Origin of the sequence: Geobacillus sp. FJAT-46040 (genome assembly GCF_002335725.1) — a bacterium.
In the GTDB taxonomy this organism is placed as follows: domain Bacteria; phylum Bacillota; class Bacilli; order Bacillales; family Anoxybacillaceae; genus Geobacillus; species Geobacillus thermoleovorans.
Map to the genome: position 1 here is coordinate 2,692,541 of NZ_NISS01000001.1, position 24,293 is coordinate 2,716,833.

Consider the following 24,293-nt stretch of genomic DNA (forward strand, 5'->3'; position numbering starts at 1 on the left):
GTGAATCAAGCAAGTGCTGATCACCTTGTGAATGTCGGCCTCATACAAGCGGTCGAGATGACGAGCCAAGGCATCGTCGTTCAACCAGGAAGGATGGAGACCGGGACGGATGAGTTTCTCTAGATCGATCTCCTGAGCCCATCGTTCCACGTGAACGAGGGCTTGCCGGCCGTCAAACATATTGTAGATGATGGCCTGAACGGCATCGCTGACTCGAGTCTGGCACTGTGGATCAACGGGAACGAGATGGTCAATCAATTGGGGCAGGCCCAGTTTCTTGAATAGGGCACTTATTATATTCAAATAATGATTGCGATAGACCTTTTTGACTTGAACGTTCATAAGAGAAAAACTCCTTTACGTTCCTTGTGTGTCAAGGATTCATTCGACATCGGAACGAAAAAATCCTCCCGATTTTCGTCGAGAGGGTGCGAAATGTGAGTTACATCGACTGCTTTCCCAATATTTTTTAAGTCTTTTAAGTCTCCAATAACAGGTATGAATGCAAATAATGCTAATCCAACTTCTTTAGCAGTAGCATTAGGATTAAATAAAGTATTGACAAGATTATATGCGTCTTTAAATTGACCAACAACAGGAACAAAATCGGTGACCACATCCATTAGTGACTTAGCTAATTCCTGTTTCTTCTTTTCCTCTGCCTCTTTTTGAAGTCTTTGTGCTTCTTTAGATATATCAACTGTTACGCCCTTATTAGCTTTTGATGAGATATAAGACTTTAGACTTCTATAAGTTTGCGCCCCAGCTATACCATCAACAGATATACCAACTAATTTTTGAAAACTTCTTACAGCTCCCTCTGTCTCGGAACCATATACACCATCTACTTTAACATTATATCCTGCCGAATTTAACATTCTTTGTAATTCCTTTACATCTTCTCCTTTGCTTCCTTCTCTAAGCGTCTGACCTGTCCAATGATCATTGCTGCTTGATGAGTTTGATCGGGACAATGTCGTTTGTGTTCTGACATACTTTTGCAGAGCTTGGTACGTTTGTTTCCCCGCAATTCCATCGGCCGTGATTCCAACCTTCTTCTGAAATTCCTTCACAGCCTTCTCTGTATTTGCTCCGTAAACTCCATCAATTCCCCCGGGATTAAATCCGGCTTTATAAAGCCAAGATTGCAATGTCTTCACATAATCATTTCGATCACCTCTTTTCAGCGTTTGCCCACTCCATAGATAATTTGTATAATTTGATGGATAATAGATGATTCTGCTAGCCCCATCTACAACGTACATCATTAGCCCCCCATTTCAAAGCTTTATCCATTCATTCCGATATTAACTGTTTTTGATCGAAAATATTGTCGAAATTTTGTATTAAAACAAAAAAATATTCGCAGTACTATATACATGCTCATTGAAAAGTTAACCTTCGCATAAGCGGTGCCCACTCTGGTTATACTGCTCCTAATGAAAAACATGGAAAAGGAGCGGAATTCTGCATGAAACGCCTCAAAATCACCGACAACCATGGATGGACGCCCCGGAAACTCCGCAAGCAGGAACGGAAGATCAAAAACGCTCATCTCCGCCAACGTGTGATGGCCGTCCGCCTGGTCATGGAAGGCTATTTGGGCAAAGAGGCGGCTTCCATGGTCAACGTGTGCCGACAAACCGTTTCCCATTATGTGTCGCTGTTCAACGAAGGCGGCCTTGAACTCCTGCTTCATCGGGATTTCGCCCCCGGGCGGGAGCCGTTTCTCACCGAAGAACAGCAGGAAAAGATCAAACAGCTTGTGTTGACCACTACTCCCGCGGAACTGGGCTGGGACGTCGCTTCGGCGTGGAACACCAAACTCCTGCAATCCTATGTCGCAAAGCAATTCGGTGTTTCCATTTCCCGCGAAGCGCTGCGAAAACTCCTGCACCGCAAAGGGCTGTCGTGGACACGACCGACGTACACACTGGCGAAAGGAAATCTGGATGAGCAAAAACAATTTGAAAAACAAATGGATCTGATAAAAAAAAACTTGATCACCAAGGAGACAGAAGATGCTGTTCTTCTGTACATCGATGAAACCCATATCCGCTCTTACCATGTCTTGCGGTCCACATGGTCGGAAGTCGGCCGCCAAAAACAAGTGCCGACGTTTGGCCATCATGCCCACGTATCGCTGTTTGGCGCGGTCAACGTCCATGATGGTGAAACGGTGCTTCATCAAACGACCGCTGCCAATGCCGCGACGTTCTTGGATTTCTTGAGAATGCTCAAAGAGCGCTATTTAGACCGTCTCATGGTTTTGGTGTTGGATAACGCCCGCATTCACCATGCCAAAATGGTCAAGGAGTTTTTGCGGGAAGAAGGACAGTGTTTTCACTTTATTTACCTTCCTCCGTATTCTCCGCAACTGAACCCGATCGAACGCTTGTGGAAATGGCTGAAAGACACCGTGATCGCCAATGTGTTTCACAAAAATCGAAACGATATCGTCCAGGCCATTGCTCGGTTTGTCCACTACATCCACGAACGTCCGGAGGAAGTGCTGCAACGCTTAGGGTGTGCAGGATGAGAAGTTAACTCTTTATGTTGCATGGTATATAGTTTACTTATTGAAGCAGGAGTGGGAATCAAAGAAATCCAGCAGCGCCTCGGCCATGCAGATATCGAAACAACCATGAACATTTATGCGCATCTAACAAAAGATTTGGAAGAAAGAGCTTCGCAGAAATTTAGCGAGCTTATGAGCAACTTCATCAAAAATTTGTGATTTTCGTGGTCAAAATGTGGTCAAAACAAAAAGAACACCGGGGAGAACCCCAGTGTTCCAAAGGATTGGAGGCGATGATTACATCATGCCGCCCATATCCGGCATGTTGTTGTTGCCTTTGTTTTCTTCCGGTTTGTCGGCAACGACCGCTTCTGTCGTCAAGACCATTGCGGCGACAGATGCAGCGTTTTGCAGCGCCGAACGAGTGACTTTCGTCGGGTCAACGATACCAGCTTCGATCATGTCGACCCATTCACCTGTTGCCGCATTGAAGCCGATGCCCGGTTTTTCGTTTTTCAGGCGCTCAACGATGATCGAGCCTTCCAGACCAGCGTTTTGCGCGATTTGACGAACCGGTTCTTCGATCGCGCGCAATACGATTTTCACACCGGTTGCTTCATCGCCTTCCGCTTCGATGGCAGCGACTTTGTTGTAGATGTTCATGAGAGCCGTGCCACCGCCGGCGACAATGCCTTCTTCAACAGCCGCACGAGTCGAGTTGAGCGCGTCTTCGATGCGCAGTTTGCGTTCTTTCAATTCTGTTTCTGTTGCCGCACCGACTTTGATGACCGCTACGCCGCCAGCCAATTTCGCCAAGCGTTCTTGCAGTTTTTCGCGATCGAATTCGGACGTCGTTTCTTCAAGCTGCGCACGGATTTGGTTGATGCGCGCTTTGATGCGCTCCGAATCGCCAGCGCCTTCGACGATCGTCGTCGTTTCTTTCGTGACAACAACTTTCGCCGCACGACCAAGCGACGCGATCGTCGTCGATTTTAATTCACGGCCAAGCTCTTCCGAGATCACTTCGCCGCCTGTCAAAATCGCAATGTCTTCGAGCATCGCTTTGCGGCGATCGCCGAAGCCAGGCGCTTTGACAGCAACCGCATTGAACGTGCCGCGCAGTTTGTTGACAACAAGCGTCGCCAATGCTTCGCCTTCAACATCTTCCGCAATGATCAGGAGCGGACGACCTTGTTGGACGACTTGTTCTAAGACCGGCAACAGTTCTTGAATGCTCGATACTTTTTTGTCCGTGATGAGGATGTACGGATTTTCAAGGACAGCTTCCATTTTTTCCGTATCCGTAATCATGTACGGTGAAACGTAACCGCGGTCGAATTGCATCCCTTCGACAACGTCGAGTTCCGTCGTGAAGCCTTTCGACTCTTCAAGCGTGATAACGCCATCATTGCCAACGCGTTCCATCGCTTCAGCGATCAATTGGCCGACTTCTTCGTCAGCAGCCGAGATCGCAGCAACTTGGGCGATCGACTCTTTTCCTTTAATCGGTTTGGAGATGGCTTTCAATTCTTCAACCGCAACAGCAACCGCTTTTTCGATACCGCGACGGATGCCCATCGGGTTGGCACCAGCTGCTACGTTTTTCAAGCCTTCGCGGATCATCGCTTGAGCCAATACCGTAGCGGTTGTTGTACCGTCCCCAGCGATGTCGTTCGTTTTGCTGGCGACTTCAGCGACCAATTTCGCGCCCATGTTTTCAAACGGATCTTCGAGCTCGATTTCTTTCGCGATCGTTACCCCGTCATTCGTGATGAGCGGCGAACCGAATTTTTTCTCCAATACGACGTTGCGGCCTTTCGGACCTAATGTGACTTTCACTGCGTCTGCAAGTTTGTCCACCCCGCGCAACATCGCACGGCGCGCTTCTTCACTGAACTTGATTTGTTTTGCCATACCCCGTTACCTCCTTATGAAATTGTTGGACTGCGTGCCACAAGTTAAGTATCCGATTAAGTACCCAGTATGTTTTCGGAATGTTTATGTGATGAACGCATATATTAGCGGATGACAGCCAAAATATCGCTTTCGCGCAAAATTAAGTATTCTTTGCCGTCGTATTTCACTTCTGTGCCCGCATATTTCGAGAAGATAATGCGGTCGCCAACTTCGACTTCCGGCGCGATGCGTTGGCCGTTATCGAGCACGCGGCCTGCACCGACAGCAACAACGCGGCCCTCTTGTGGTTTTTCTTTCGCCGTATCCGGCAGAACGATACCGCTAGCCGTTTTTTCTTCTGTTTCCACGACTTCAATGACAATACGATCGCCTAATGGCTTCAACACGGGGAACAACCTCCTTAACGATAGTTTTTACCGTTCTTATTAGCACTCATCACTATTGAGTGCTAACACACTTATAATATTAATGAACTTCTTTCCGTTTTGCAAGTAGGAAATGCAAAAAAATAACTGTTTTTCTCTCCTAAAGAAGAAAGAGCAAAAGGAGCCGGTTGTTTTGCCTCTACTCCCCATCCGCGCGGAGCCCATTTTCATTATTTCACATTCCTCGGACTGATAAACGGCTCCGGTTAATTTTTTTTACGGCGGTCAGGTGGGATGCGAGGATGCAGTTTTCTTACTATTTTCGCCATACATGTGCTACAATACGGATATAATTTGAAATAAAAGGGGTAGAGGGTTTGAAACGCAACCACTGGTACGTCATCATCACGTATATCGTCATGCAGCTGTCCGCCTTTGTCGGCGTGCCGCTTCTTCGCGCCCTCGGCGTCGGCCAAGGAACGGAAAGCCGCCTCGAAGCCGCCAAACTGGCTTCCGGGTATTGGGCGGTCATCAGCTTTCTGCTTGCGTTCGTCGTGATTTTATGGCTGCTCCGCGGTGACCGCAACGAACGAATGATGCGGCGGCTGCCGCTTGCTTCCTCGTGGATGTGGGCGGTCTTGGGCGTCTTTTTGGCGCTCGCGGCCCAAAGCATCGCCGCCAACATCGAATGGCGGCTGCTCGGCATCAAACCAGGGTCGGAAAATACAAGGCAAATCATCGATATCATCCGCCTGACGCCGCTGTTGGTCGTCGTCACCTCCGTCATCGGCCCGATTTTGGAAGAGCTCATCTTCCGCAAAATCATTTTCGGCTCGCTTTATGAAAAATACAACTTTTGGCTTGCTGCGCTTGTCAGTTCGCTTTTGTTTGCCATTGTCCATATGGAGCCGGAACATTTGCTTCTGTACACATCCATGGGGATGGTATTCGCGTTTTTATACGCAAAAACCGGCCGCATTTTCGTACCGATTTTCGCCCATGTCGCCATGAATACGTTCGTCGTCGTCATGCAGACGCTATTGGCCGACGAGATTGAGAAAATGATGCGCCAGTCCGAGCTGCCGCTCGCCGTTTGGAGGGTTTGGCTATGATGCGAAACCCTCGGCTGTTTTCGCTTCTGTATTTCGTCTTAGGCTCAATGTTTACGTATTTGGCCATCGAAAGTGCTCATGAAACGGTTTGGAACGTCTCCACCATCGCTTTAGCGGCGCTCGCTGCCTTTGATTTCGGCACCGCCCTTCGCCTTCTTTTCGCCTCAAAACGCTGACCCCCTTCCCGTGATTCGCGCGGGAAGGGACCAGAACATCAATCCCATGACGGCGATCATATCGTGAAAATGGAAACAAAAAAACAAGAGGCCGGCCTCAAAACCCTGTTTTGCGGCTTTTGAGACAGCCCCTTCGTTTGGCCCGGCCTTGCTCGCTTTCCTCTCAATGTTTTTCGTCCCGCCTCACTCATTGCCTTCCTGCTCGACTGCTCGCTGCGCTTTCCGATAGCCGATGCGCGCCACCCAAATGCTTCCTTCATACAAAATGGTGAGCGGAATCATGACGATCACTTGCGACAACACATCCGGCGGCGTAATGACCGCCGCTAAAATAAGCAGCGCTAAATACGCATACTTGCGGATGCGAACAAGAAGCTGCGGCGTAATAAGCCCTAAGCGGGTAAAAAACAGCACAACAATCGGAAGCTGAAATACGATGCCAAACGGCAGCACGAGCTGAAGCAAAAACTGAAAATATTCATTAATGCCGATCATTTGTTGAACCCCTAGTTGGTCAGCCAGCTGGCTCATAAATCGAACGACAAACGGAAACAAGACGAAATAAGCGAAGCTGACGCCTGCTAAAAAAAGAACGATCGACGCCGGGATATAGCTTAACGTCACTTTCCGCTCTTTTTCATACAGACCGGGGCTTACAAACGCCCAAATTTGATACAACAGCACCGGAGCCGACAGCACAGCTGCGATGACAAAGGCAAACTGAAAATACACTTTAATCGGATCGGTGAGGCGGAAGGCGTTCATGGTCAAATGCTTCGCCTCGGCCGTTCGCTGCAAATACAAAATGACATCATCGACAAAAAAGAAACTAACGACAAGCGCCGCAGCAAAAAAGATGAGCACGATGATGAGCCGTTTTCGCAGTTCACCCAGATGCTCATACACCGACATTTCTTTGTCATTCATTGTTTCTCCATCCTGCCTTGTCATCGGTCGGTTTTCGTTTCTTCGTCATCAGCGAGCCCTTTTGTGGCGTCTTTAAACTCGCGAAGCGACTGGCCGAACGACCGCCCTAATTCCGGCAGCTTTTTCGCGCCAAACAGCAACAAAATTGCAGCAACGAGCAACAAATATTTCATGTGTTGTTCTCTCCTTTTACGATGGCGATGGATAGTTTTTCAAAAAATAGACGAGCGACTGCAGCTCAATGGCTAAATCGATATGATGGACGCGAATATGGTTCGGCACGTTCAACCGCGCCGGAGTAAAGTTTAAAATGCCTTTAATTCCTTGGGCGACAAGGCGGTCGGTCAGCGCTTGAGCCGCGGCGGCCGGCACGGTTAAAATGGCGACCGGAATGTCGCCGCGAAGCCGCTCCTCCAACTCATCGAGATGATAGACCGGCACCCCGCCGACTGTCGTTCCTACTTTCCGCTCATCGACATCAAACGCCATCACGATTTTCGTATTGTTGTTTTTCGAAAAATTATAGTTTAAAAAGGCGGTGCCTAAATTGCCGACGCCAAACAAGGCGACTTCGGTCACCTCATCCTCTTCAAGCGTCCGGCGGAAAAACGACAACAAATAATTGACATTATACCCGTATCCCTTTTTACCAAGCGCACCAAAATAGGAGAAATCGCGGCGGATCGTCGCCGGATCGACTTTCACCGCCTCGCTCAACTCGGCAGAGGAGACGCGTTGCTTGCCGGAAGCGTGCAAGTTTTTCAAAAACCGATAGTAAAGCGGCAGCCGTTTGGCGGTTGCCTGCGGAATTTTCGGTTGTTCGTTGCTCATGATCTCATCCCCCAGCTAATCGGTTTTCCGTCGGTAATGGCCAGACTTCCCGCCCGTTTTTTCGACCAAATACGTCGGACCGATGACCATTCCTTTATCAAGCGCCTTGCACATATCGTACACCGTCAACGCACAGACCGAAGCGGCCGTCAGCGCTTCCATTTCCACTCCTGTGCTCCCTTTCGTTTTCACCGTTGCCGTGATGACGAGCTTATGCGCTTCTCCATCGTTTTCCCAAGCAAAAGCAATGTCCACACCCTTTAACATAAGCGGGTGACACATTGGAATAAGGTCAGCTGTCTTCTTCGCCGCCATCACCCCCGCCACTTGAGCGACGGCGAGCACATCCCCTTTCTCGATCGCATTGCTCGTCATTTTTTCGTAAATTTCCCGGCTGACAGTCACGCTCGTTTGCGCCACAGCCACTCGCACAGTATCTTCTTTGTGCGTAATATCAACCATTTTCGCGCGCCCTTGTTCATTGAAATGAGTGAACGATGACAATACAATCTCCTCCATTTATACACTATACACGATTTTTCATCATTCGTCTTTGACCGTTTTCGCGACTTACGTTAAACTATTCGCGAGGTGACGGACATGATCATTTTGCAAGTGCACGGGCTCACGAAATATTTCGGCGCTGACCTTATTTTATCGAATATAAAACTAGAAATACAGTCCCACGACCGAATTGCCCTTGTCGGCCGCAACGGAGCAGGAAAATCGACATTGTTGAAAATCATCGCCGGTGAACTCTCTTTCGACAGCGGCAAAGTCATCAAACCAAACCATATCAAAATCGGCTATTTGGCGCAAAACAGCGGGCTCGACTCGCCGCGTTCCATTTGGGACGAAATGCTTGAGGTATTCACCCCGCTTCTAGGACTCGAAAAACAGCTTGCCGAACTCAGCATGCAACTCGGCGACCCAGACGTACTCGCCGATCCAGCTCGCTATGAAAAAACGCTGAAAACGTATGACGAGCTGCAAGAACAATACAAAGAACAAGGCGGCTACCAATACGAAGCCGATATCCGCTCCGTTTTGCACGGGCTGCAGTTTTCCTCATATGATTATAAAACAACGCCGATCTCGTCGTTAAGCGGCGGACAGCGGACGCGTCTTGCCCTTGGGAAATTGCTGTTGTCCAAGCCGGATTTATTGATTTTGGACGAGCCGACGAACCATTTGGATCTTGAGACGCTCGCTTGGCTGGAGCAGTACTTGCAAGCCTATCCCGGTGCCGTCCTGGTTGTTTCCCACGACCGCTACTTTTTAGACAAAATCGTCACTGACGTATACGAACTGTCGAATGCCACGCTCAAACACTATGCCGGCAACTACAGCCGCTATTTGGAGTTGCGGGCCGAGCAATACGAACAAGAGTTAAGACGGTACGAGAAACAGCAAGAAGAAATCGCCCGACTCCAAGACTTCATCCAGCGCAACATCGCCCGTGCCTCGACGGCCAAACGGGCGCAAAGCCGGCGAAAGCAACTGGAAAAAATAGAACGGCTCGAACGGCCTGTCGGCGATGAAAAATCAGCCTCCTTTTCGTTCTCGATCGATCGACCGAGCGGCTATGAAGTGCTCACCGCTGAAGACATAGCCGTTGGCTATGGCGACGGTGCACCCATCATCCGCCAAATCAGCTTCCGCATCACGCGCGGCGAAAGCGTCGCCCTAGTCGGGCCGAACGGCATCGGCAAGTCGACATTGCTGAAGGCGATCGCCCGAAAACTCCCTATCCAAACAGGAGAGCTCCGCTACGGCGCAAACGTCCAAATCGGCTATTACGATCAAGACCAAGCTGATTTGTCATCGAACAAACGGGTGCTTGACGAGCTGTGGGACGCCTACCCCGAAAAGACAGAAAAAGAAATTCGCACCGTGCTCGGCAACTTCCTGTTTTCCGGCGATGACGTTTTAAAACCGGTCTCCGCTTTAAGCGGCGGGGAGAAAGCACGCCTTTCGCTCGCCAAGCTGATGTTGCAAAAAGCAAATGTCCTTCTTTTGGACGAACCGACAAACCATCTAGACCTCGACAGCAAAGAAGTGCTCGAGCAAGCGCTCATCGACTACCCGGGAACGATTTTGTTCGTTTCCCACGACCGCTATTTCATCAACCGAATCGCAACAAAGGTGTTTGAACTTTCCAGCGGAGGCCTAACGGAATACTTAGGCGACTATGATTACTACATCGCCAAAAAAGAAGAAATGCGCGAACTGGCACTCCTGAACGTCCGCCCGACAGAAACGGCAAGTGATTCTGCCAAAACGACATACGAGCAAGAAAAAGAGGAAAAAAAACGACGGCGCCAGCGCCAACGCCGCTTGGATGAAATCGAAGCCGAGATTGCAACGCTTGAAGCACAAATCGCTGAGATCGAGCAGCAACTTTGTGATCCATCCGTTTACGGCGACTATGAGACGATGCAACGATTGACGCAAGAAAACGACGAGCGGAAGCAGCGAGTCGAAATGTTATTGGCCGAATGGGAACAGCTTTATACTTCACTATAACCGACAACCCGCCTCTAGTTTCGGCGGGTTGTTCTTTAGTTAGTCACATTATCCACAAAAGAATCCACAATTTCCACCATGGAATATAAGTTATTCACCAACTTTTCCACATTATCCACAAAAAACATCTTCCTTGTTACACAAAAATCGCTGTGTATTGTCTTTCTTATGTTGATAGTGTTTTACCGCTTTTTCCACATTGTCCACAGATTTGTGGATAAAAATATACACAAACTTTTTTCACATGAAAATAAAAAGGACGATCCGTTTGCCTGCCGCAAACGGATCGCCCTTCGGTGTCTTTCGCGTTTCAGCCAACTGCCTAGACAAGCGGCAAGCTTGGATTGGCGTTGAGCGCCAAATCAGCCCGCTTTCCTTGTTGATATAACACTGTTCCCGCAACGGCAATCATCGCAGCATTATCGGTGCATAGCGATAACGGCGGGATGACAAGCTCCACATCGGGGAGCTCTTTCATTTTATCCTGCAGTGCAGCCCGCAGCCCGCGGTTGGCCGCCACCCCCCCGGCGAGCAGCACTTGCCGTACGCGGTATTCTTTGGCGGCCTGCACCGTTTTCGTCACCAGCACATCGACGACGCTGGCCTGAAAGCTCGCGGCCATCTGTCTCGGATCGATCTCCTCGCCGCGCTGCTTCGCGTTGTGGAGCGCATTGAGAACCGCCGATTTTAAGCCGCTGAAGCTGAAATCATACGAACCTTCCTCAAGCCACGCTCGCGGCAAATCAATCACTGGCTCTCCCTCATGAGCCAGCCGGTCGATGTGCGGTCCTCCTGGGTACGGAAGGCCTAAAGCCCGCGCCACCTTGTCATACGCCTCACCGGCAGCGTCATCGCGCGTTTCACCGATCACCGCAAAATTCCCATGCTCCTTCATGAACACTAGTTCCGTATGACCACCGGAAACGACGAGCGCCAACAGCGGGAACTTCATTTCGGCCACTAATTGATTGGCGTAAATATGACCGGCGATATGATGCACTCCAATAAGCGGCAATCCATGGGCGAACGCTAACGCTTTCGCCGCGTTGACCCCGACAAGAAGCGCTCCGACAAGCCCCGGTCCGGCCGTCACCGCCACCGCATCAAGGCCCGCAAACGATACGCCGGCCTGCTGCATCGCTTCCTCAATAACGAGCGTAATTTGCTCCACATGATGGCGGGAAGCAATTTCCGGCACGACGCCGCCAAACCGCCGATGGCTTTCCATTTGCGACGCCACTACATTCGATAAAACCTCTCTTCCGTTTTTCACGACTGCTGCCGCCGTTTCATCGCAGCTCGTTTCAATGCCTAATACATACACGTCCTCATTCATCTCAGCTTCACCCACATGACTAACGCGTCTTCAAAGTTATCCGGATAATACCGTTTGCGAATGCCTCCGTTGCGAAACCCAAGCTTTCGGTACAGCGACTGGGCAACATGATTGGACACGCGCACCTCAAGCGTCATCGTCGCCGCCCCGTGCTGCCTGGCCATGTCCATCAAGCGTCGCATGAGCGCTTCACCAAGCTTTTGCCCACGAAACTGCGGCAACACGGCTACATTCGTCACATGCGCCTCATCGATGACAAGCCACATCCCACCATACCCGATGATCCGCCCGTTGTACACCATGACGATATATTTGGCGTAGCGGTTGTACATGAGCTCGTTGTAAAACGATTCACGGCTCCAAGGCGAAGTAAACGATGCCCGCTCGACTTGCACGACTTCATCAATGTCATGAATGGTCATTGGCCGAAATTGAACATTGATCCCCATCGTTCTGTTCCCCTTTTTGTTTCGCGAGCCATTTCGCCTCCGCCTCGGCAAGGCGGAGGTAGTTCGGCACAAACACATGGGCGTTCTCGCGCTCTTTTTGTTTGCCGAGCATCACCAACTCGCTCGGACGCGGCAACGCCAAAGACGGCGGGGCCACGTGAACCCGTTCGCCTAAATGACTTCGAAACAAATCACGATATAGCAGTGCATCCGCACCAATGAACAATACATCCTCTTCCCGCTCGCTCAACCGACGCGCCCACTCATCCGCCGCCACAATCCGGTCCTCCTCAAGACAGCGGAGCGCACCGCCTTCGTAGCGATAAAGCCCGGTGTAAATTTGTCCGCGCCGTGCGTCAAACAGCGGAACGATCACCCCAGGAAAATAACGGCCATTGGCGGCGAGCACTTCAAGGCTCGACACTCCGGCGATCGGAATACCGAGCGACCAGGCAAGCGTTTTCGCAATCGTCACGCCGATCCGCACCCCGGTATACGACCCCGGCCCTTTCGCTACAACGATTAAATCGAGATCTTTTGGAGCAACGTCACATCGTCGAAGCAACAACTCAATGGCTGGTATCGCCCGGGATGAATGGTCTTTTTTCACATTAGTGATGAATTCCCCTTTCACGACATCACCATCTACCAACGCAATGCCAAGCGGCATATTCGATGTATCAATTCCCAATACTTTCATGACGGAAAAATCTCCTTGCACAACTGTTCATAACGCTCCCCCGACGGCTCAAAGCGAAGCAACCGCTCATCGCCGCCACGATGAAACAAGAAAACGGTCAGCCGTTCCTCAGGCAACTGGCCGGCGATCAAATGCGCCCATTCAACAACCGTAACACCATCGCCAGCAAAATATTCGTCAAATCCAAGATCTTCCCATTCATCTTCAAGTCGGTATACATCCATATGATAAAGCGGAAGCCGACCATCATATTGCTTAATAATCGTAAACGTTGGGCTATTGACCGTTTGCGTAATGCCCAGCCCTTCAGCAAGACCTTTCGTAAACGTCGTCTTTCCCGCCCCGAGATCACCTTCTAATGCGATGACCATTCCCCGCTCAAGATGTTCCGCCAGCCGGCGGGCCACCGACTTCGTTTCTTCCGGAGAATGCACCAAAATTTCAATTTTTTTCATTTTGTTCTACCTTATCCCCTTTTATCATCTTCACTCTTGCTTTTGAAATTGTATCATATCCGAACATCTTGCCGCCACTTCCAAAACGAAAAATAGGCATAGGAGAAAGGGAAAAACAAAAAGGACGATCCCGCGCAGCCTTTTGGCTCGCTGACAGATCGCCCTGTTGCGCAATCGCCCCTAAAAAGAAAAAGGGAATGAGGCGTGTCGAAACTCCCTGGTGAATGAAGCTGCCTAGCAGCGACCTACTCTTGCAGGGGCGCTGGCCCCAACTACCATCGGCGCTGGAGGGCTTAACTTCCGTGTTCGGGATGGGAACGGGTGTTTCCCCTCCGCCATAGCCACTAGGCAATGATGATCATCTTGGACAGTAATTATTATATCCATCCTGTTGGATTTGTCAACAGGATGTTCATTCCCTCAAAACTAGATAACCGTTGGAAGAAGCCGCTCGCCTGCGCTTTTCGCATTGTCCAGCTCCGGCTCGCCGCCGCTCGGGGTCAAATAACCTTCGCCTTCGGGATGTGAACATCCCTGCAGGCGAAGAACATTTGCCCGTCGCGGCGACCCGCTCGCCTGCGCTTTTCTTTGTCCAGTTCCAGCGCCTAGCTCTCTTCTGCCAAATAACCTTCCCCCTCGGGGTGCAAGCACCCCTGCGGGTGAAGAACATTTGGCTTCGAGAGCTAATCGCGGCGCTTTCACTTTTCTAGGTTAAGCCCTCGATCGATTAGTATCCGTCAGCTCCACGTGTCGCCACGCTTCCACCTCGGACCTATCGACCTCGTCATCTTCGAGGGATCTTACCCGCTTTGCGCGGTGGGAAATCTCATCTTGAGGGGGGCTTCACGCTTAGATGCTTTCAGCGCTTATCCCGTCCGCACATAGCTACCCAGCGGTGCCCCTGGCGGGACAACTGGTACACCAGCGGTGCGTCCATCCCGGTCCTCTCGTACTAAGGACAGCTCCTCTCAAATTTCCTCCGCCCGCGACGGATAGGGACCGAACTGTCTCACGACGTTCTGAACCCAGCTCGCGTACCGCTTTAATGGGCGAACAGCCCAACCCTTGGGACCGACTACAGCCCCAGGATGCGATGAGCCGACATCGAGGTGCCAAACCTCCCCGTCGATGTGGACTCTTGGGGGAGATCAGCCTGTTATCCCCGGGGTAGCTTTTATCCGTTGAGCGATGGCCCTTCCATGCGGAACCACCGGATCACTAAGCCCGACTTTCGTCCCTGCTCGACCTGTCCGTCTCGCAGTCAAGCTCCCTTGTGCCTTTGCACTCTCCGAATGATTTCCAACCATTCTGAGGGAACCTTTGGGCGCCTCCGTTACCTTTTGGGAGGCGACCGCCCCAGTCAAACTGCCCACCTGACACTGTCTCCCACCCCGCTAAGGGGTGCGGGTTAGAATTTCAATACCGCCAGGGTGGTATCCCACCGACGCCTCCACCGAAGCTGGCGCTCCGGCTTCCCAGGCTCCCACCTATCCTGTACAAGCGATACCAAAATTCCATATCAGGCTGCAGTAAAGCTCCACGGGGTCTTTCCGTCCTGTCGCGGGTAACCTGCATCTTCACAGGTAGTATAATTTCACCGGGTCTCTCGTTGAGACAGCGCCCAAGTCGTTACACCTTTCGTGCGGGTCGGAACTTACCCGACAAGGAATTTCGCTACCTTAGGACCGTTATAGTTACGGCCGCCGTTTACTGGGGCTTCGGTTCGCACCTTCGCTTCCGCTAAGCGCTCCCCTTAACCTTCCAGCACCGGGCAGGTGTCAGCCCCTATACGTCGCCTTTCGGCTTCGCAGAGACCTGTGTTTTTGATAAACAGTCGCTTGGGCCTTTTCACTGCGGCTCTTCAGGGCTCTTCACCCCAAAGAGCACCCCTTCTCCCGAAGTTACGGGGTCATTTTGCCGAGTTCCTTAACGAGAGTTCTCCCGCGCGCCTTAGGATTCTCTCCTCGCCTACCTGTGTCGGTTTGCGGTACGGGCACCTCTTCCCTCGCTAGAGGCTTTTCTTGGCAGTGTGAAATCGGGGACTTCCGGATCAATCCGTCGCCGTCACCGCTTGGCCTTATGATCCGCGGATTTGCCTGCGGATCAGCCTCACGGCTTGGACAGGCTCTTCCAGCCGCCTGCTCGCCCTATCCTCCTGCGTCCCCCCATCGCTCAAACGGGAAGAAGGTGGTACAGGAATCTCAACCTGTTGTCCATCACCTACGCCTTTCGGCCTCGGCTTAGGTCCCGACTAACCCTGAGCGGACGAACCTTCCTCAGGAACCCTTAGGCTTTCGGCGCAGAGGATTCTCACCTCTGTTTTCGCTACTCATACCGGCATTCTCACTTCTAAGCGCTCCACCAGTCCTTCCGGTCTGGCTTCTCTGCCCTTAGAACGCTCCCCTACCGATGACCAACGGTCATCCCGCAGCTTCGGCGGCACGTTTAGCCCCGGTACATTTTCGGCGCAGAGTCACTCGACCAGTGAGCTATTACGCACTCTTTAAATGGTGGCTGCTTCTAAGCCAACATCCTGGTTGTCTCGGCAACTCCACATCCTTTTCCACTGAACGTGCACTTCGGGGCCTTAGCTGGCGGTCTGGGCTGTTCCCCTCTCGACCACGGATCTTATCACTCGCAGTCTGACTCCCGGGCATAAGTCGTTGGCATTCGGAGTTTGACTGGGTTCGGTAACCCGTTTGGGGCCCCTAGCCCAATCAGTGCTCTACCTCCAACACTCTCAAACCCGAGGCTAGCCCTAAAGCTATTTCGGGGAGAACCAGCTATCTCCAAGTTCGATTGGCATTTCACCCCTACCCACACCTCATCCCCGCACTTTTCAACGTGCGTGGGTTCGGGCCTCCAGCCGGTGTTACCCGGCCTTCACCCTGGACATGGGTAGATCACCTGGTTTCGGGTCGACGACGACGTACTCACACGCCCTGTTCAGACTCGCTTTCGCTGCGGCTCCGCCTCTTCGGCTTAACCTCGCACGCCATCGTCACTCGCCGGTTCATTCTACAAAAGGCACGCCATCACGCATGAACGCGCTCTGACTACTTGTAGGCACACGGTTTCAGGTTCTCTTTCACTCCCCTCCCGGGGTGCTTTTCACCTTTCCCTCACGGTACTGGTGCACTATCGGTCACTAGGGAGTATTTAGCCTTGGGAGATGGTCCTCCCTGCTTCCGACGGGATTCCTCGTGTCCCGCCGTACTCAGGATCCGCTCGGGAGGGAACGAAGTTTCGACTACAGGGCTCTCACCTTCTCTGGCCGGCCGTTCCAGACCGGTTCGTCTACCCCGTCCCTTTCTCACTCCCATCGTGAGCGGTCCTACAACCCCAAGAGGACATGCCTCTTGGTTTGGGCTGTTCCCGTTTCGCTCGCCGCTACTTAGGGAATCGCGGTTGCTTTCTTCTCCTCCGGGTACTAAGATGTTTCAGTTCCCCGGGTGTGCCCTCCATGCCCTATGGATTCAGGCATGGATACTGCCCCATTACGGACAGTGGGTTCCCCCATTCGGACATCTCCGGATCAACGCTTGCTTACAGCTCCCCGAAGCGTTTCGGCGTTTGCCCCGTCCTTCATCGGCTCCTAGTGCCAAGGCATCCACCGTGCGCCCTTTCTAGCTTAACCTATCGCGCTCTCGGCTTCTTCCTTTGCTTTATCGGTTATCTAGTTTTCAAGGAACAAAATTGATTCTTGAGAGAACATGACTCGTTCCCTCAAAACTGAACGAAACAGAAGCGCGATGGATTGGTAGGTTGGCCATTGCGGCCTCCGCTTTTCGAATTGTCTAGCTCCGGCTCGCCGCCGCTCGGGGTCAAATAACCTTCGCCTTCCGGGTGCAAGCACCCTTGCAGGCGAAGAACATTTGCCCATCGCGATCGCCACGATGGCGATATTTCGCCGTTGCCCGCAGGACGCGGGCTGCCTTTAGGCGAAATTACGGCGCTTCCGCTTTTCTTCGTCCTTAGAAAGGAGGTGATCCAGCCGCACCTTCCGGTACGGCTACCTTGTTACGACTTCACCCCAATCACTTGCCCCACCTTCGGCGGCTGGCTCCCGTAAGGGTTACCTCACCGACTTCGGGTGTTGCAAGCTCTCGTGGTGTGACGGGCGGTGTGTACAAGGCCCGGGAACGTATTCACCGCGGCATGCTGATCCGCGATTACTAGCGATTCCGGCTTCATGCAGGCGAGTTGCAGCCTGCAATCCGAACTGAGAGCGGCTTTTTGGGATTCGCTCCCCCTCGCGGGTTCGCAGCCCTTTGTACCGCCCATTGTAGCACGTGTGTAGCCCAGGTCATAAGGGGCATGATGATTTGACGTCATCCCCACCTTCCTCCGACTTGTCGCCGGCAGTCCCTCTAGAGTGCCCACCTTCGTGCTGGCAACTAGAGGCGAGGGTTGCGCTCGTTGCGGGACTTAACCCAACATCTCACGACACGAGCTGACGACAACCATGCACCACCTGTCACCCTGTCCCCCCGAAGGGGGAACGCCCAATCTCTTGGGTTGTCAGGGGATGTCAAGACCTGGTAAGGTTCTTCGCGTTGCTTCGAATTAAACCACATGCTCCACCGCTTGTGCGGGCCCCCGTCAATTCCTTTGAGTTTCAGCCTTGCGGCCGTACTCCCCAGGCGGAGTGCTTATCGCGTTAGCTGCAGCACTAAAGGGTGTGACCCCTCTAACACTTAGCACTCATCGTTTACGGCGTGGACTACCAGGGTATCTAATCCTGTTTGCTCCCCACGCTTTCGCGCCTCAGCGTCAGTTGCAGGCCAGAGAGCCGCCTTCGCCACTGGTGTTCCTCCACATCTCTACGCATTTCACCGCTACACGTGGAATTCCGCTCTCCTCTCCTGCACTCAAGTCCCCCAGTTTCCAATGACCCTCCACGGTTGAGCCGTGGGCTTTCACATCAGACTTAAGAGACCGCCTGCGCGCGCTTTACGCCCAATAATTCCGGACAACGCTCGCCCCCTACGTATTACCGCGGCTGCTGGCACGTAGTTAGCCGGGGCTTCCTCGTGAGGTACCGTCACCGCGCCGCCCTCTTCGAACGGCGCTCCTTCGTCCCTCACAACAGAGCTTTACGACCCGAAGGCCTTCTTCGCTCACGCGGCGTCGCTCCGTCAGGCTTTCGCCCATTGCGGAAGATTCCCTACTGCTGCCTCCCGTAGGAGTCTGGGCCGTGTCTCAGTCCCAGTGTGGCCGGTCACCCTCTCAGGCCGGCTACGCATCGTCGCCTTGGTGAGCCGTTACCTCACCAACTAGCTAATGCGCCGCGGGCCCATCCGCAAGTGACAGCCAAAGGCCGCCTTTCAACCAAAGACCATGCGGTCTTCGGTGTTATCCGGTATTAGCTCCGGTTTCCCGGAGTTATCCCGGTCTTGCGGGCAGGTTGCCCACGTGTTACTCACCCGTCCGCCGCTGACCAAACCAGAGCAAGCTCCGATTTGGTCCGCTCGACTTGCATGTATTAGGCACGCCGCCAGCGTTCGTCCTGAGCCAGGATCAAACTCTCCAAAAGAAAGTTGATTGGCTTTTCGGATTGTCCAGCTTCGGCCCGCCGCCGCTCGGGGTCAAATAACCTTCGCCTTCGGGATTGTAAATCCCTGCAGGCGAAGAACATTTGCCCATCGCGGCGACCCGCGGGCCTCAGCTTTTCGTTGCGCTTCGTTTCGTTCAGTTTTCAAGGAACGAAATAATCCTATGGACTCTTCATGGAGCGGGTGATGGGAATCGAACCCACGACATCAGCTTGGAAGGCTGAGGTTTTACCACTAAACTACACCCGCATAATATTTAGTTTAACAAAATCGGGAAGACAGGATTTGAACCTGCGACCCCATGGTCCCAAACCATGTGCTCTACCAAGCTGAGCTACTTCCCGATGATGGCGCGCTCGAGAGGATTCGAACCCCTAACCTTCTGATCCGTAGTCAGATGCTCTATCCAATTGAGCTACGAGCGCAATAGATTATTGCACCAAAGAGACGGATTATATTTTAGCAACTCGCTGTGTTGCTGTCAATAGTTTATCTAAAAAATGCGGTCGAGAGGACTTGAACCTCCACGGGGTCGCCCCCACTAGGCCCTCAACCTAGCGCGTCTGCCATTCCGCCACGACCGCATATTGACTAATCAGTGCGGGTGGAGGGACTTGAACCCCCACGCCGTGAGGCGCCAGATCCTAAGTCTGGTGCGTCTGCCAATTCCGCCACACCCGCTAATATGGTGAGCCATGGAGGACTCGAACCTCCGACCCTCTGATTAAAAGTCAGATGCTCTACCTACTGAGCTAATGGCTCATAGTTAGGATAACACTCTACAGCTTCGTTTCACTCTACCTGCCTCTTCCTCTCCCAGCTGTTTCACAGATGCCTAGTGCGTCGAGGCAACTCGAAGCAAACTCGAAGATGCAGCGCTCGTTACTGAGCTAATGGCTCATGGTTGGGTATACACTCACAGTGAACGATGTCCCTTCCTCTGCTAGCATATTCGAAGATGTCGGATGCGTCGGGACAACTCGAAGCAAATCCGAAGATGCTTCGCTCGTTGCTCTACCTACTGAGCTAATGGCTCATAGTTAGGATAACACTCTACAGCTTCGTTTCACTCTACCTGCCTCTTCCTCTCCCAGCTGTTTCACAGATGCCTAGTGCGTCGAGGCAACTCGAAGCAAACTCGAAGATGCAGCGCTCGTTACTGAGCTAATGGCTCATGTATTTAACACATAAAAATGGCTGGGCCAGCTGGATTCGAACCAGCGCATCACGGAGTCAAAGTCCGTTGCCTTACCGCTTGGCTATGGCCCAGCGATTTAGTGCAATGGCGGTCCCGACGGGACTCGAACCCGCGATCTCCTGCGTGACAGGCAGGCATGTTAACCACTACACTACGGGACCACAAATCGCGGGGATCACCCCGCGCTATTCAGTGACCCGTACGGGATTCGAACCCGTGTTACCGCCGTGAAAGGGCGGTGTCTTAACCACTTGACCAACGGGCCACGCATATACGTATTGGAGTGGCGGAGAAGGCGGGATTTGAACCCGCGCGCCGTAAAGCCACGACCTAACGGTTTAGCAAACCGTCCCCTTCAGCCACTTGGGTACTTCTCCAAAGAAATGGCTCCGCAAGTAGGATTCGAACCTACGACCTACCGGTTAACAGCCGGTTGCTCTACCGCTGAGCTATTGCGGAATGATGAAAAAATTATATGTCATGCATATCTTTACGATGTGCTCGTTGCCTCTTCCTCTGCCAGCTAATTCAAGAAAGCGAGATGCGTCGAGGCAACTCGCAGCCAATTCGAAGATGTGAGGCTCGTCGCTGAGCTATTGCGGAATGATGTTTGACAATCGACATTGTTTATTATATTGAGCAACTTGTCGTTTGTCAATACGTTTTCCCGCAACTTGCTCTGCTGTTTTCCGCCGTTTAGCGACGGCTTTTATAATTTAGCACACGATCATCCTGATTGTCAACCTTTTTTCGCAAAATGTTTTGTTTGATTATTGGCGTTGACTGGACATTATAGTTTAACAATTCTTGACGAAAAGGCAGCTTGTCTATTTTCTCGACTGACGAACACCAAGGCGTGACGGAAGAACGAACAACCACCCGCTTTCAGACCCATGCATGGGTCTGAAAGCGGCATTGTTCAGTCGCCCGACAGTCGATCAAATGCCGAGGCTATGGAAAAGCTGCAAATGTTAAAGTTTCAAATTGCATCTACTCTGAAAATACCTGAGCTTCAAAATGTGTAAAACTGTAATATTCGACATAGAGATATTTTCATCCTTCCGATGGCAACCAAATTTTTCTGTCATGGAAGCCTAGGATCGTTTGAGCTTGCTTCGGCAGCGGCCGCAAACATAACGGTCTATGTTGATCCGTCTTTTGCGGCGGTAGGTGAGGCCGCATGACGTGCAAATGTATGTGTAGATCGTTTTCGGCGCTTTTGTATTTCGAGCAAGCGGACGACAATAGCGAGGCGCCCCCACTTTTTGCAGCAGTTCGCGGAAGTCGCGGTCGCGGTGGCGGTAGCCTTTTCCCTCAAGGTGCAAGTGGTAATGGCAAAGCTCGTGTTTGATGATGGCGATCAATTCTTCCTCGCCGAACTGCTCGTAATGTTTTTTATTGAGCTCAATGTTGTGCGTTTGCAACATGTAGCGCCCGCCGGTGGTGCGCAAACGAGGGTTGAAGAAAGCGGTATGGCGAAACGGCTTGCCGAACACGCGAATGGAAATTTGTTCGACAAGGGCTTGCAGCTGCTTTTGGTCCATGACGGGTCTCTCCTTCATCTTTTGGCACAGGACAATTCACCATTACATACATATATATTACCTTTCCACTGTCAGGGAGGTGACTGATTTTGCCTACATGGCTGAAAAATCAGATGAGACGAGCCTACTATGAGAAAAACCGTGAGCAAATTAAACTGTTGAACCAATGCTGGTTTTTTTATCGGAGAAAACACTGCTCCTAAGGCAGTGCTTTCTCCATTTCACTCTTTCGGCGGCACCATCGACAGCGATATTCTTCCCTTCGCCACATCGACATGCTCGACCCATACTTTGACGACGTCGCCGACCGAAACGACATCGAGTGGATGGCGCACGTATTGTTTGCTTAGTTTGGAAATGTGCACGAGCCCGTCCTGTTTGACCCCAATGTCGACAAAGGCGCCGAAGTCAACGACGTTGCGCACGGTTCCTTCCAGCTCCATGCCTGGCTTCAAATCTTCCATCTTCAACACATCTTTGCGTAATAGCGGCTTGGGCAGCTCGTCGCGCGGGTCGCGCTCTGGGCGGCATAACGCGTCAATGATGTCGCGCAACGTCAGTTCTCCGATGCCGAGCTCGGCAGCCACCATTTCGACCTCGATGGCTTGCAGCGCCTGGCGCAGTTCATCACTGCCAATGGCGGCGGTCGTAAATCCTAACTTACGCAACAGTTGCTTCACTTCCGCGTACCGCTCGGGGTGAATCGGCGTGCGGTCAAGCGGTTCGTCGCCATCAACGATGCGCAAAAAACCGATGCACTGCTCGTACGTTTTCGCTCCGAGCCGAGGAATCGTTTTCAGCTCTTCGCGGTTGCGGAATTTCCCTTGCTCTTCGCGACGCTTGACGATGTTTTCTGCAACGGTTTTCGTGAGCCCGGACACGTACTGAAGCAGGGAGACGGAGGCAGTGTTGACGTTGACACCGACTTGATTGACGACCGTCTCGACGACGAAACGAAGCGACTCGGCAAGCTTTTTTTGCGACACATCGTGCTGGTATTGGCCGACGCCGACCGATTTTGGATCGATTTTGACAAGCTCGGCGAGCGGGTCTTGGACGCGGCGGGCGATCGAGACGGCGCTCCGCTCTTCGACTTGCAGGTCGGGAAACTCAGCGCGTGCAAGGTCGGAAGCAGAGTAGACGCTCGCTCCTGCTTCATTGACAATCAAATAAAAGATATCGCGTTGCACATGCTTCAGCGTGTCGGCGACAAACTGTTCGGTTTCCCGAGATGCTGTTCCGTTGCCAATCGCGATCATATCAACGTGATAGTCATCAAGCAGGCGAAGAAGTTTCGCGCGCGCCTCTTCTTTTCGCTCTTGCGGCGGATGCGGATAGATCACATCAATGCGAAGCAGTTTCCCCGTTTCGTCGACAACGGCGAGCTTGCACCCAGTCCGATAGGCTGGGTCGATGCCGAGCACCGTTTTTCCTTTGAGCGGCGGCTGGAGAAGCAGTTTGCGCAAGTTTTCAGCGAAAATATGGATGGCCCGCTCCTCCGCTTTCTCCGTCAACTCGTTGCGGATGTCGCGTTCAATGGCAGGCTCCATCAGCCGCTTGTATCCGTCCTCGATCGCTTCTGCCACGATGGGAGCGGCCGGGGACGATTCATCAGCGACTGTTTTTCGCCGCAAATAGCGAATGATGTCCTCAACAGGCGCCTTGATCGAGACGCGCAGCACCTCTTCCTTTTCACCGCGGTTTAACGCCAACACGCGGTGCGGAACGATTTTAGCGAGGGGTTCCTCGTAGTCGTAGTACATTTCGTACACACTCTTTTCGTCCTTTTCCGGCGCTTTGGCAACCGAAGCAATCGTTCCTTTCCGCCGCGTCTCGTCGCGCACCCATTGACGAAGAGCAGCGTCATCTGCCACTTTTTCGGCGATGATATCTTTCGCACCTTGAAGCGCCTCTTCAACGGTTGCGACTCCTTTATCTTCGTTGACGAACATTTCGGCCTGTTGTTCCGGAGTTGGGGCCGGTGGACACGAAAGGAGCCATTCGGCAAGGGGTTCAAGCCCTCTCTCTTTTGCGATTGTTGCTTTCGTGCGCCGCTTTTGCCGATATGGGCGGTATAAATCTTCGACTTGTTGCAACTTCGTGGCCTCAAGAATGTCGCGCTTTAACTCTCCCGTCAACTTCCCTTGCTCATCAATGAGGCGAATCACTTCCTCTTTCCGTTGCTCTAAATGCTGCAAATACTCCCATCTCTCAAGCACTTCACGAATTTGCACTTCATCGAGCGCCCCAGTCATTTCTTTCCGGTAGCGGGCGATAAACGGGATCGTGTTTCCTTCTCGATGGAGCGCAATGACGTTTTCGACTTGCTTTGCTGCCAGCTGCTGCTCGGCGGCAATGACTTCAATGAGCCGCTGTTCGTTAGCCAAGCGATTCCCTCCTTAATGATATGGGACTTGAACGCTCTCCCACCTACGCTAACGCTTCGAGGTGGAAGTGGGGGATGAATCGGTTTAGGATAATAAAAAAAGCGCTACCTGTACGCAGCTGCTTTGTGAAACAGTATACATAGATGAAAATGGAAGGACAGACCGTTCCGGAAAGGCCGATCTGCCCGTCTCACCAACGTGAACACTCGATAATCAAGACCGATGCCGCACGTCAACGCCGCTTTCCCCATCCGCTCGGCCGCCCGTTGGCAACCGAAAACGCCGTTTCTCCTGTTC

19 protein-coding genes, 11 tRNA genes, 3 rRNA genes and 1 pseudogene are annotated in these 24,293 nt (G+C 52.1%); 6 read left to right on the plus strand and 28 right to left on the minus strand.

All coding sequences use genetic code 11. From position 1 onward, the window contains the following. A partial coding sequence (locus tag CD000_RS19270) for a DUF4277 domain-containing protein (protein WP_233130462.1) occupies nucleotides 1-342 on the minus strand: 342 nt, incomplete at its 3' end. Continuing rightward, nucleotides 339-1,265, minus strand: coding sequence for a peptidoglycan-binding protein (locus CD000_RS19275; protein ID WP_096225913.1), 927 nt, complete (start codon nucleotides 1,263-1,265; stop codon nucleotides 339-341). The genes CD000_RS19270 and CD000_RS19275, both read right to left, overlap by 4 nt. A gap of 206 nt (nucleotides 1,266-1,471) precedes the next feature. On the opposite strand from CD000_RS19275, the gene CD000_RS14285 reads away from it, so the two are divergent. Continuing rightward, complete coding sequence (locus CD000_RS14285; protein ID WP_096225914.1) at nucleotides 1,472-2,539, plus strand: IS630 family transposase; 1,068 nt, start codon at nucleotides 1,472-1,474, stop codon at nucleotides 2,537-2,539. Nucleotides 2,540-2,569: 30 nt separating this feature from the next. Then, nucleotides 2,570-2,737 (plus strand): annotated as a pseudogene (locus tag CD000_RS14290) (tyrosine-type recombinase/integrase); the annotation flags it as partial. A 78-nt stretch (nucleotides 2,738-2,815) separates the two neighbouring features. Here CD000_RS14290 and groL read toward each other — a convergent pair. Together groL and groES are read right to left on the minus strand one after the other, a co-directional pair. After that, nucleotides 2,816-4,432, minus strand: a complete 1,617-nt coding sequence (gene groL / locus CD000_RS14295; protein WP_011229758.1) for a chaperonin GroEL — start codon at nucleotides 4,430-4,432, stop codon at nucleotides 2,816-2,818. 104 nt (nucleotides 4,433-4,536) lie between these two features. Further along, complete coding sequence (groES, locus tag CD000_RS14300) at nucleotides 4,537-4,821, minus strand: co-chaperone GroES (RefSeq protein ID WP_013144057.1); 285 nt, start codon at nucleotides 4,819-4,821, stop codon at nucleotides 4,537-4,539. Nucleotides 4,822-5,177: 356 nt separating this feature from the next. Here groES and CD000_RS14305 point away from each other — a divergent pair, with 356 nt between their 5' ends. Beyond that, nucleotides 5,178-5,912: a CPBP family intramembrane glutamic endopeptidase gene (locus CD000_RS14305; protein ID WP_011229755.1), complete on the plus strand. Its 735-nt coding sequence runs from the start codon at nucleotides 5,178-5,180 to the stop codon at nucleotides 5,910-5,912. Continuing rightward, a complete protein-coding gene (locus CD000_RS14310; RefSeq protein WP_013522803.1) occupies nucleotides 5,909-6,088 on the plus strand; it encodes a YdiK family protein in 180 nt (59 codons plus the stop codon). The genes CD000_RS14305 and CD000_RS14310 overlap by 4 nt, the downstream gene beginning before the upstream one ends. 183 nt (nucleotides 6,089-6,271) lie before the next feature. Here the strand turns inward: CD000_RS14310 and tatC are convergent, their stop codons facing one another. Genes tatC through moaC form a run of 4 tightly spaced genes read right to left on the minus strand, consistent with a single transcriptional unit; the run spans nucleotide 6,272 to nucleotide 8,350 of the window. Further along, nucleotides 6,272-7,015, minus strand: a complete 744-nt coding sequence (tatC, locus tag CD000_RS14320; RefSeq protein WP_011229753.1) for a twin-arginine translocase subunit TatC — start codon at nucleotides 7,013-7,015, stop codon at nucleotides 6,272-6,274. Nucleotides 7,016-7,035: 20 nt separating this feature from the next. Continuing rightward, nucleotides 7,036-7,188 (minus strand): twin-arginine translocase TatA/TatE family subunit, encoded by a 153-nt coding sequence (gene tatA / locus CD000_RS14325; RefSeq protein WP_096225915.1) that lies wholly within the window; start codon nucleotides 7,186-7,188, stop codon nucleotides 7,036-7,038. Between the two features lie 16 nt (nucleotides 7,189-7,204). After that, nucleotides 7,205-7,846 (minus strand): redox-sensing transcriptional repressor Rex, encoded by a 642-nt coding sequence (locus tag CD000_RS14330; protein WP_096225916.1) that lies wholly within the window; start codon nucleotides 7,844-7,846, stop codon nucleotides 7,205-7,207. Nucleotides 7,847-7,861: 15 nt separating this feature from the next. Next, nucleotides 7,862-8,350 carry a cyclic pyranopterin monophosphate synthase MoaC gene (gene moaC, locus CD000_RS14335; protein ID WP_011229750.1) on the minus strand — a complete coding sequence of 163 codons (489 nt, stop codon included), beginning with the start codon at nucleotides 8,348-8,350 and terminating at the stop codon, nucleotides 7,862-7,864. A 96-nt stretch (nucleotides 8,351-8,446) separates the two neighbouring features. Here moaC and CD000_RS14340 point away from each other — a divergent pair, with 96 nt between their 5' ends. Then, a complete protein-coding gene (locus tag CD000_RS14340) occupies nucleotides 8,447-10,372 on the plus strand; it encodes an ABC-F family ATP-binding cassette domain-containing protein (protein ID WP_096225917.1) in 1,926 nt (641 codons plus the stop codon). A gap of 322 nt (nucleotides 10,373-10,694) precedes the next feature. On the opposite strand, the gene tsaD is transcribed toward CD000_RS14340, so the two are convergent. The 19 genes from tsaD to CD000_RS14440 form a co-directional block, all read right to left on the minus strand. Further along, on the minus strand, nucleotides 10,695-11,708 hold the full coding sequence (tsaD, locus tag CD000_RS14350) for a tRNA (adenosine(37)-N6)-threonylcarbamoyltransferase complex transferase subunit TsaD (RefSeq protein ID WP_013144049.1): 1,014 nt from the start codon (nucleotides 11,706-11,708) through the stop codon (nucleotides 10,695-10,697). Then, a complete protein-coding gene (gene rimI / locus CD000_RS14355; RefSeq protein WP_011229747.1) occupies nucleotides 11,705-12,157 on the minus strand; it encodes a ribosomal protein S18-alanine N-acetyltransferase in 453 nt (150 codons plus the stop codon). Before rimI ends, tsaD begins: the two co-directional genes overlap by 4 nt. Then, nucleotides 12,117-12,857 (minus strand): tRNA (adenosine(37)-N6)-threonylcarbamoyltransferase complex dimerization subunit type 1 TsaB, encoded by a 741-nt coding sequence (gene tsaB / locus CD000_RS14360; protein WP_096225918.1) that lies wholly within the window; start codon nucleotides 12,855-12,857, stop codon nucleotides 12,117-12,119. The genes rimI and tsaB overlap by 41 nt, the downstream gene beginning before the upstream one ends. Then, entirely contained in the window at nucleotides 12,854-13,312 is a 459-nt protein-coding gene (gene tsaE / locus CD000_RS14365) for a tRNA (adenosine(37)-N6)-threonylcarbamoyltransferase complex ATPase subunit type 1 TsaE (protein WP_011229745.1), read from the minus strand. The genes tsaB and tsaE overlap by 4 nt, the downstream gene beginning before the upstream one ends. A gap of 232 nt (nucleotides 13,313-13,544) precedes the next feature. Beyond that, nucleotides 13,545-13,661, minus strand: a 5S ribosomal RNA gene (gene rrf / locus CD000_RS14370). A gap of 358 nt (nucleotides 13,662-14,019) precedes the next feature. After that, a 23S ribosomal RNA gene (locus CD000_RS14375) occupies nucleotides 14,020-16,949 on the minus strand. 341 nt (nucleotides 16,950-17,290) lie between these two features. Beyond that, a 16S ribosomal RNA gene (locus CD000_RS14380) occupies nucleotides 17,291-18,848 on the minus strand. Together the 16S, 23S and 5S rRNA genes with 11 tRNA genes alongside form the textbook arrangement of a ribosomal RNA operon. 194 nt (nucleotides 18,849-19,042) lie before the next feature. After that, a tRNA-Gly gene (locus CD000_RS14385) sits at nucleotides 19,043-19,116 on the minus strand. 21 nt (nucleotides 19,117-19,137) lie between these two features. Then, nucleotides 19,138-19,211, minus strand: a tRNA-Pro gene (locus CD000_RS14390). Between the two features lie 4 nt (nucleotides 19,212-19,215). Beyond that, nucleotides 19,216-19,292, minus strand: a tRNA-Arg gene (locus CD000_RS14395). A gap of 76 nt (nucleotides 19,293-19,368) precedes the next feature. Beyond that, a tRNA-Leu gene (locus tag CD000_RS14400) sits at nucleotides 19,369-19,451 on the minus strand. A 15-nt stretch (nucleotides 19,452-19,466) separates the two neighbouring features. After that, nucleotides 19,467-19,548, minus strand: a tRNA-Leu gene (locus tag CD000_RS14405). Nucleotides 19,549-19,553: 5 nt separating this feature from the next. Continuing rightward, nucleotides 19,554-19,629: transfer RNA gene (locus CD000_RS14410), tRNA-Lys, on the minus strand. Between the two features lie 432 nt (nucleotides 19,630-20,061). Then, nucleotides 20,062-20,136: transfer RNA gene (locus CD000_RS14415), tRNA-Gln, on the minus strand. A 14-nt stretch (nucleotides 20,137-20,150) separates the two neighbouring features. Continuing rightward, nucleotides 20,151-20,226 (minus strand) — tRNA-Asp (locus CD000_RS14420). 32 nt (nucleotides 20,227-20,258) lie between these two features. Further along, nucleotides 20,259-20,330: transfer RNA gene (locus CD000_RS14425), tRNA-Glu, on the minus strand. Nucleotides 20,331-20,349: 19 nt separating this feature from the next. Next, nucleotides 20,350-20,442, minus strand: a tRNA-Ser gene (locus tag CD000_RS14430). A gap of 7 nt (nucleotides 20,443-20,449) precedes the next feature. Beyond that, nucleotides 20,450-20,524, minus strand: a tRNA-Asn gene (locus CD000_RS14435). Between the two features lie 635 nt (nucleotides 20,525-21,159). Then, entirely contained in the window at nucleotides 21,160-21,609 is a 450-nt protein-coding gene (locus tag CD000_RS14440; RefSeq protein WP_013144047.1) for a SprT family protein, read from the minus strand. Nucleotides 21,610-21,698: 89 nt separating this feature from the next. On the opposite strand from CD000_RS14440, the gene cmpA reads away from it, so the two are divergent. After that, nucleotides 21,699-21,812 (plus strand): cortex morphogenetic protein CmpA, encoded by a 114-nt coding sequence (gene cmpA, locus CD000_RS14445; protein WP_013144046.1) that lies wholly within the window; start codon nucleotides 21,699-21,701, stop codon nucleotides 21,810-21,812. A gap of 18 nt (nucleotides 21,813-21,830) precedes the next feature. Here cmpA and CD000_RS14450 read toward each other — a convergent pair whose 3' ends face one another. Beyond that, the gene (locus tag CD000_RS14450; protein WP_014194685.1) at nucleotides 21,831-23,996 is read right to left on the minus strand and encodes a Tex family protein; all 2,166 of its coding nucleotides are present in this window, start codon (nucleotides 23,994-23,996) and stop codon (nucleotides 21,831-21,833) included. Nucleotides 23,997-24,293: the final 297 nt, after the last annotated feature.